The organism is Bacillus badius NBRC 15713 (assembly GCF_001591605.1).
In the GTDB taxonomy this organism is placed as follows: domain Bacteria; phylum Bacillota; class Bacilli; order Bacillales; family Domibacillaceae; genus Pseudobacillus; species Pseudobacillus badius.
In genome coordinates this window covers 1-6,286 of sequence record NZ_BCVF01000074.1, presented here as the reverse complement: position 1 = coordinate 6,286, position 6,286 = coordinate 1, and the positions used below count along the sequence as shown (strand labels likewise).

The 6,286-nt window shown below is 33.1% G+C and carries 7 protein-coding genes; 2 read left to right on the top strand and 5 right to left on the bottom strand.

What is annotated here, in order from left to right; translation table 11 throughout:
- Positions 1 to 247 precede the first annotated feature (247 nt).
- Entirely contained in the window at positions 248 to 1,126 is an 879-nt protein-coding gene (locus BBA02S_RS19310; protein ID WP_041114665.1) for a helix-turn-helix domain-containing protein, read from the bottom strand.
- A 526-nt stretch (positions 1,127 to 1,652) separates the two neighbouring features.
- On the bottom strand, positions 1,653 to 2,513 hold the full coding sequence (locus tag BBA02S_RS19305) for an HNH endonuclease (protein ID WP_041114667.1): 861 nt from the start codon (positions 2,511 to 2,513) through the stop codon (positions 1,653 to 1,655).
- A gap of 177 nt (positions 2,514 to 2,690) precedes the next feature.
- Between BBA02S_RS19305 and BBA02S_RS19300 the strand changes: the two genes are divergently transcribed.
- The gene (locus BBA02S_RS19300; protein ID WP_041114668.1) at positions 2,691 to 3,485 is read left to right on the top strand and encodes an SMI1/KNR4 family protein; all 795 of its coding nucleotides are present in this window, start codon (positions 2,691 to 2,693) and stop codon (positions 3,483 to 3,485) included.
- A 250-nt stretch (positions 3,486 to 3,735) separates the two neighbouring features.
- Here the strand turns inward: BBA02S_RS19300 and BBA02S_RS19295 are convergent, their stop codons facing one another.
- Positions 3,736 to 4,251 (bottom strand): hypothetical protein, encoded by a 516-nt coding sequence (locus BBA02S_RS19295; protein WP_041114669.1) that lies wholly within the window; start codon positions 4,249 to 4,251, stop codon positions 3,736 to 3,738.
- A gap of 447 nt (positions 4,252 to 4,698) precedes the next feature.
- Between BBA02S_RS19295 and BBA02S_RS19290 the strand changes: the two genes are divergently transcribed.
- Positions 4,699 to 5,259 (top strand): tyrosine-type recombinase/integrase, encoded by a 561-nt coding sequence (locus BBA02S_RS19290; RefSeq protein WP_041114670.1) that lies wholly within the window; start codon positions 4,699 to 4,701, stop codon positions 5,257 to 5,259.
- Positions 5,260 to 5,362: 103 nt separating this feature from the next.
- Here BBA02S_RS19290 and BBA02S_RS19285 read toward each other — a convergent pair whose 3' ends face one another.
- Together BBA02S_RS19285 and BBA02S_RS19280 are read right to left on the bottom strand one after the other, a co-directional pair.
- Entirely contained in the window at positions 5,363 to 5,821 is a 459-nt protein-coding gene (locus BBA02S_RS19285; RefSeq protein WP_041114671.1) for a hypothetical protein, read from the bottom strand.
- Positions 5,822 to 5,837: 16 nt separating this feature from the next.
- Positions 5,838 to 6,286 (bottom strand): hypothetical protein (locus BBA02S_RS19280; protein WP_218011595.1); only part of this gene is annotated, 449 nt, incomplete at its 5' end.

Sequence of the window (6,286 nt, the reverse complement as noted above, 5' to 3'; positions counted from 1 at the left end):
AATATACTTGGTAAATAATAATAGGCTTGATAATTAAACTCATAAACATAAGAAAGTCCATAACCTAAAGCTGTCGAAATACCTATCAATAAAGCAGCATCTATTTTTGATAGCTCTTCTCTATTCATATTTCTCCCATCCTCACCGTTTAAAAGCCCTAGAATGGCTCATATCTAGCTTTAATGTTTAAGTAATACAAAAATAAACAATTAATCTTTAAAAGCTCTGTAAGAGAAGGATAGAAGGGTTATTCTTCAAGCCAGTTGTAAAAGGGGACTGGTTTTATAGAAATTTCTTCATAACCACTGTTTAGGAACTCTTCAAAAGCCTTTAATTTTGCTCTGCTGTTTACCTTTTTTACTGCATTACTAAAACAAGTTTCAAAGTATTTCATAGGGTTTCCATATCTGGCTACATTGTTTTTCATAGATTCCAAGACTTCAAAGAAGGCTTCCCAGTCTCTAGTTTTCATTTTTTTAGGAAGAGAAGCAGCACAAACTTCAGCATGATCCTTCCATTCTGAAAAAATCAGCTTATTGCTTTTAATCATTTCGGAAGCCTTTTTTTGATCTGCTGACAATACCTTTTTATTAATAATTAAATCTCTTAATTTATTTAGGTATGTATTGGTAGAATTTTTTTTATCCTCTTCAGCCCTTTTATAATAAGGAGTTTCCTTGTTTTCTTCGTGGAAATCTTCATGGAAATCTTCACACTCTGAAAGGTTAAGTAGCTCTTTCCAGTATGAAAAATATTTATGCTTTGTGAACAGATAGACCGGTTTACCTTTTGCATTTGTACCTTTTGCTCTTCTATGTACCTTTACAACAAGACCTGCTCCTTCTAGCTGCTTCATAATGTTCCTAATAGTTCTGTCTGTTATACCATGTCTTTCAGCTAAATAAAGCTGACTAGCAAAGATAAATCCTCTCTCAGAGGAAAGCCATGCAATAAAATCAATGGCTTCTCTTGTGGCTTTCTTCAATCTATAAAATTTGTCTGCAAAAAACTCCTTAATGCTTTCTAAAAGCTGAAGCTTGATCTTTTGCTGCCCTGCATGATTTTCAGCTAAAGGCTTGTAAGAAAGCATTTGTTTAAGCTGCTCTGATTCAATAAAAATAGTCACAATAAAAACCCCTTCCAGAATGGTAAGGAGCTGCCACTTCTTAAATTTTCCTATAAGAAAAAAACACATATGTATTGATTAGCCCAATTTGATTTTATATAATGGGCTTAACATTTGTTAACACATATGGTTTTCACTTTGTGGTAGAAGTGAGAGCCCTGAAGGGTTTAGTGTTGGTAGCACTAAGCCCTTTTTCTTTTTCTATTATTCTATCTTTTAGAGCTAGCATTTTCAATGCAATAATGATTTTTCATCATTACAATACTATCATCTTTTTTCTTCTCACTTTTCAACTAGAAGAGAGAGAAGAGCATAAGAGAAAAATGCCCCCACTTGGTGTGTGGGGTTAGGCAGAGCCTAACTTTTTCATGGGGACGTAAAAAACAACAAAAAAATACTAAAACAATACTTCATCAATTAGGTGAAAACATACAAAAAAAGCGATTTTAACCACACTATCATTAGTGATCAAAATCGCTTTTTATAATTTAGGGAACTTAGAATACAAGTTCAATGTTTTAACTCATTAAAGAGATCCCCAAATAGCCTTTCCACCAGTGTGACCAGTTTTGTTATGAATTTCTCTGTTAACTAATTGCAAAATGCCTCTTTTTTCGTGGTGATGCCAAACATAACCTCTTGGTGTTTTTCCTGCCTTTATATCCTTAATTTGATTTTCATTGAATTTACTTCTAATACCAGACTTATTTTGAATTGCATTCAATAGCCTTTCATTTGCATATTTAAATTGTTTTCTATTTGATGCTTTCCAAAGTGTTTTTGGAAGGGAGAGTTGATACAGTTGAGAAAAAATAGGAAAACCATTTGAAGAAAATTTCACATTGGTAACAGGATGCCTTTTTCCAGCTAAGTGTCCATTTCTTACTATAATCTTTTTTGTTGTCTTTTTTAAAAATTGCTTAACAAAAATCTTTTGTCCAACTCGAGATACTACAGGAACTAAAACAGGAATTAACCACGCAGGAGCTATAGAAGAGCTATATGCAATATCATCAGTTGGCGTATTCATATCTTCATAAGCCATTTGAGGATAGTTTGCCAAATTATCAGTATCGTCATACTGAAGTTCTCCAGGTGTACTCTTCATATAAAGGGACAAGTTAGGATCATCAAATATTACTTCATCATAAGTAACTAAATTTCCTGATTGGTATGTATAACCTGACAAGTACCCAGTGCGTATGTTACTAGAATTAGAAGCTGCTGACGTATCATCTTCATAAGACCAAAAGCTGTCAGCTTCTGTTTCAAAAGCCTCTAAAGTGTTAGCTGACGCCCTGTTTCTCTCTGCTGCAAAAGGAAGAGTAGCACTTAAAAACAGAATTACAGAGAGAAATAAGCACATGTTTTTGTAAAACCGATTCATATTTTCACCTCATAATTTCATAATCAAACACAATCATACAATAAAACGGTAAAAAAGGAATATGTTTTTTACATATATTTTCCTTTTGAATAACTAATAACCATATATGTTCATTTTTATATTACATATGATTCTGTTGTATAATGATGAAAAATGAAGAGAATAGGAAGTGATTTAATGAAGATATGGAGAAATGAACCCGATGACATGTACAAATTACGAGATTTGAATGAAGCAGATATTAAACAAGCAGAACAATTTTTTTCTGTAAAGCTTCCAAAAGAATACATAGATATTCTTCGTGTACAAAATGGTGGCCTTATTATTTACAATGCTTTTCCAACAACGTTTGAAACATCATGGGATGATGACTCCGTTTACATCGACCATATTATGGGTATTGGACAAAAGTATGGAATTTTGGAAAATAATCACTACTTGAATGAATGGGATATGCCTAAAGGTTTGATACTAATCAGTGGCGACGGCCACTCATGGATTGCTTTTGATTATAGAAACACAAAAAAGAACCCAGAGGTTGTTTATGTCGACAATGAAGAAGAAAAAATATTTACTTTAGCTTCTTCATTTAAAGAATTTTTGAGTAAACTTTATTTAGACGAAGACAAAACTCCTACTGGATACGAAGATTTAACAGTATCGAAAGAGGAAATGGAAAAACATATAAAAGAAAATAACATTGAAAACATTGTTGAATCAATTGATATTCTTGCGCAAAATTTATCGACAGATATTGAATGGTTTAGCAAGAAGCTATTAGAGTTAAGCAAACATGAAAATAACGATGTAAGAGTTAGTGTAGCTTCCTCAACTCTTTATTTACTTCAAATAGGTGAACTAGACGCAAATCAAGAAATAGTGAAACAGCTTTTCATAAGCATTAAAGCTGATTCCAACGATGATGTTAATTACTATGCACAAGAAATCAAAGATGAATTAGCGACTAAATAAAAATATTATCAATAAACACATACAAGAAGGAAACTCCTGCTGAATCAATATGTTATCCGGCAAGGGGTTTTTTTCTGTCCTTATTTTTTGCTACAAATGATTTCATACATCATTGATTCCAAAATGTTGCTCGCCTTTTAATCAGCCTAGTATCTGCATAAAAAAGTAGGTTTATATGCAGCCATCCCTTATAAATTGTTATCACCTTTCCGTTCCTAATGCTTTTAGGCAAAAGTTAATTCAGAGCTATTTAACTTCCAAACAGTCTTGCCCAAAAACCTTTCTTTTTCTCTTCTTCCTGCTTACCGCTTGCAAGCTCTTTTCTTATTTCTAAACTGTGGTTTAATGCTTCCATAAGCTTCTGATCCCTGGCTTCTAGTTTTTGATCTATGTATTCTTGCTGAAGCTTAAAAGCTTTCATCAGTTCATCATACTTTTCGTTCATTTCAGCCATGCTCTTTTTCATGTCCTGTAAGGTTTCAGCTACATTTACAGTCACTACTTCTTCTTCATCAGTCACAGTAACAGTCATGGGTATGCCTGCTTTAGCCAAATTTTCTTCAACTTGTTCTGCCTGTTTACCCCCAGCATACCATTCCCTTATTTGCTTCATGATCTCTACTGATTCAGAAGTTACCAGATAGCTCTTTCCCTTTTTCTTTAGTTGAAAGTTATGTCCATGATTCCTTATATATCTTCTTACTGTAGCATCCGGTATGCCTGTTTCTTTCTCTATCTCTGCAACTGTGAACCATTTATCAGTCATCAGTCATCCACACCTTTCATCATGCAGTCACACTCCTTTAATTCTAGCATTATCAATAGATTCCTGCAGTCATAGTCATGAACACAGTCATCTATTCAGTCATGAAAAATAAAAAAATCAAAGTGTTGGTTTACAAACTTTCTGCCCCTATTTCTAAGGAAGGTATGGGGTGAAAAATGCCCATACTAAAGTTAAAAATTACCCAAGTATAGAAACTGAAGTGCCAAGGAAAAGCAGGAGGTAGCAGATTTTTTTGAGGTTGCAGGTCTTATTCATTTCAAAGATCAATCAATAGCAAGTCGACTGAATGTAAGAAAATAGATAAAAACATACATTCATTTTCTTTATTCTGTTGAACTTAACCATTTTTAACTGATATAATAAAAACAAATAGAAAAACATACATTCAAAACATTGATTTTACTGATCTGGAAGGAAAGATACATAATGACAACTACTAATCAAATAAAAGATGTGCAACCTATTAGAAGCAAGCAGAAACTTGAGGACATGAAGTGGTCTTTAAAGAAATGGTGTGGAGAAAGAGACTATATTTTATTCCTTATTGGCATTAATACAGGTCTCAGAATAGGGGATTTACTGAAGTTAAAAGTAAATGATGTAAAGAAGAAAAAGAAGTTTGTTATTCAAGAGGGAAAAACAAAGAAGCCAAGAACCATTAACCTTACTAATATCTATGAAGAGGTACAGGAGTACATTAAAACAGTGGATTCAGAGTGGCTGTTCCCTTCCAGAAAAGGGGATAAGGCCATAACCACTACACAAGCCTATAGACAGTTCAATAAGGCTGCTAGCATGGTAGACATTGAAGAAGGAATAGGTACTCATACCATGAGAAAAACTTTTGGTTACTGGTTCTATAAGCAATCAAAAGATGTGGCCAAGCTGCAGCAAATATTGAACCATTCACACCCAGAAATAACTTTAAGTTATATTGGCATCACTGCAGAAGAGATTGAGGAAGAGCTAAATAACTTTGTTTTGTAAGAGGGGCTATTACAGCCCCTTTTTTTATTTTAAATTGATCTCTATGGGGTATGTTTCTAAACAAGAAGCTGCTGCCTTTGTCTGGCAGGTTTGGGTCTTGAATTTAATACTCCCTAACTATTTTAAAATCTAATGTTGAAATATCATTAGCCATATTTAAAGGGGGATAGGTAGCCCCATAATCAGTATTATCTAAGACTATGTGATACTTGCCCTCATCCACCTTAAATGTTTTATTGCTTTCAGAAGTGCCAAAAGAAGAAAGGTTTCCATTGTAAAGAACTTCTTTTTCAGTTACTCCCTGCTTCATAAGTGTTTCAAAAGTAGCAAAATTAGATGAGTCCATGAAATAAACATCAACATTTGGGCCGGACTTTTTAAAATACTCAATAGTTACATTTGCAGGCTTATCTAGTTCAAGAAGTATAGGGTAGTATTGATCTTCATGCACTTGTATTTCTTTTTCATAGACAGTCACTTCACTATCTAAGGAAAAATACACACAAATAGCTAATATAACCCCAATAGCTAACCAAAATAGCTTTCTATGCTTTATGTTCATGTCTTTTCCTCTTCTTTCACTTTTCCTTAAACTCTTTGCTGCTCTTTAACTTTTTAACCTTTAAACCATTTTCAAATTTTATTATTTCAGAGTTTTTTATGGACTCAATTTTCATTAGTTTAAAATTCGGGGTCATAGTTTCTTTTTCTATATCTAATGGAGCAATTACTACACTGTCTTTATATTGAGTAACTGCTACATACAATTCTTCTTTTTGTTCTATTACCATGTATTGTTCTTTTATAGAAGCCGTTTTTCCACCTAGAAATGTTGCACCTAAAAATAGCAAAATGACTATAAACCCAATGATGATGTAGATATTTAATACCTCTTTGATCAGGATAAAAAAACCACTAAACCATTTATATCCAAAGTGGTAAAAAACCCAAATTATCATAAATACAATCATAAACATCAAAAATGTGGCTCTGGTTACTGTGTTTATAGTTAGATCAACGAATATAT

What these genes read in the sequence shown, in the direction of transcription:
- BBA02S_RS19305 (WP_041114667.1), bottom strand. Translation starts at nt 2,513, where the DNA reads ATGAATCGGTTTTACAAAAACATGTGCTTATTTCTCTCTGTAATTCTG.
- BBA02S_RS19295 (WP_041114669.1), bottom strand. Translation starts at nt 4,251, where the DNA reads ATGACTGATAAATGGTTCACAGTTGCAGAGATAGAGAAAGAAACAGGC.
- BBA02S_RS19290 (WP_041114670.1), top strand. Translation starts at nt 4,699, where the DNA reads ATGACAACTACTAATCAAATAAAAGATGTGCAACCTATTAGAAGCAAG.
- BBA02S_RS19285 (WP_041114671.1), bottom strand. Translation starts at nt 5,821, where the DNA reads ATGAACATAAAGCATAGAAAGCTATTTTGGTTAGCTATTGGGGTTATA.
- BBA02S_RS19300 (WP_041114668.1), top strand. Translation starts at nt 2,691, where the DNA reads ATGAAGATATGGAGAAATGAACCCGATGACATGTACAAATTACGAGAT.